This is a genomic window from Kribbia dieselivorans NBRC 106261 (assembly GCF_001552435.1).
In the GTDB taxonomy this organism is placed as follows: Bacteria; Actinomycetota; Actinomycetes; order Actinomycetales; family Dermatophilaceae; genus Kribbia; species Kribbia dieselivorans.
Genome location: NZ_BCRE01000121.1, coordinates 1 through 1,731 on the forward strand (window position 1 = coordinate 1; position 1,731 = coordinate 1,731).

Consider the following 1,731-nt stretch of genomic DNA (forward strand, 5'->3'; position numbering starts at 1 on the left):
GGGCGGCCGCCGCGATCTGCGCCGGCGTCGGCCCGGCGGGCTGTGGCGGGGTGACCTCGGCCGCGGGCTCCCCCGCACCGTTGCCGCCGCTGCCACCCGAATCGCCTCGACGGTTCCGGCCCCGGCCGCCGCCGTTGCCCTTGGCATTCCCTTGATCGTGGTTGTGGTTGCCACCCGAGCGGTCCACGGGCGTGGACTGCACGATGATCCCGCGGCCGTTGCAGTGCTCGCACGGCTCGGAGAAGACCTCGATCAACCCGGAGCCGACCCGCTTGCGGGTCATCTGCACTAGACCCAGCGAGGTCACCTCGGCGACCTGGTGCTTGGTCCGGTCGCGGCCCAGGCACTCGAGCAGTCGACGCACGACGAGGTCGCGGTTGGACTCCAGGACCATGTCGATGAAGTCGATGACGATGATCCCGCCGGTGTCGCGCAGTCGCAGTTGACGCACGATCTCCTCGGCGGCCTCGAGGTTGTTCTTGGTGACCGTCTCCTCGAGGTTGCCCCCGGCGCCGACGAACTTGCCGGTGTTGACGTCGACGACGGTCATTGCCTCGGTGCGGTCGATGACCAGCGACCCACCCGAGGGCAGCCAGACCTTGCGGTCCATGGCCTTGGCCAGCTGTTCGTCGATCCGGTAGTGGTTGAAGATGTCGTCGTTGCCGGTCCACTTCGTCGCGCGGTCGGCGAGGTCGGGCGCGACGTCGGTCAGGTACCCGGAGATCTCGTTCCACGCCTGGTCACCCTGGACGACGAGAGTGGCGAAGTCCTCGTTGAACACGTCGCGGATGACGCGCACGGTCATGTCGGGCTCGGCGTACAGCAGCGCGGGCGCGCCACCGGCGGAGGCCTTCTTCGACTTCTTCGCCTCGGCCTTGGCGGAGATCGACTCCCAGGTCTTGGTCAGTCGCTCGACGTCGCGGCGCAGTTCCGCCTCGGCGGCTCCCTCGGCGGCGGTGCGCACGATGACGCCGGACTTGTCCGGCACGACCTCCTTGAGGATGCTCTTGAGCCGGGCGCGCTCGGTGTCGGGCAGCTTGCGTGAGATGCCGGTCATCGACCCCTCGGGCACGTACACGAGGTAGCGGCCGGGCAGCGAGACCTGCGAGGTCAGGCGGGCGCCCTTGTGACCGATCGGGTCCTTGGTGACCTGCACGAGCACCGACTCGCCCGACTTGAGCGCGTTCTCGATGCGCTTGGGCTGGCCGCTGCTCAGACCCGCGGCGTCCCAGTTGACCTCACCTGCGTAGAGCACGGCGTTGCGGCCCTTGCCGATGTCGACGAACGCGGCCTCCATCGACGGGAGCACGTTCTGGACCCGGCCGAGGTAGACATTGCCGGCCATGGTGTTGTTCGACTCGCGGGAGACGTAGTGCTCGACGAGCACGCCATCCTCGAGGACACCGATCTGGGTACGGTCCTCGACCGAGCGCACGACCATGGTCCGCTCGACGCTCTCGCGCCGGGCCAGGAACTCGGCCTCGGTGATGATCGTGCGGCGACGGCCGGCCTCGCGCCCCTCGCGGCGGCGCTGCTTCTTGGCCTCCAGGCGGGTCGAGCCCTTGACGCCGGTGACCGTGTCCCGGCGCGATTCGCGCACCTTGGTGACGGTGCCGGGCGGATCGTCGTTCGCGCCACCGGCCGCACCACCGCGGCGACGGCGACGGCGACGGGTCGTGGTGCCCGAGCCGTCGGCGGTGTCGTCGGACTCCTCGTCGTCGGCCGACTCCC

The 1,731-nt window shown here is 69.7% G+C and carries 1 protein-coding gene; it reads right to left on the bottom strand.

Annotated elements, in window-relative coordinates; genetic code table 11:
* On the bottom strand, positions 1-1,731 hold a 1,731-nt coding region (locus tag KD1_RS10700; protein ID WP_245627371.1), incomplete at both ends, for an Rne/Rng family ribonuclease.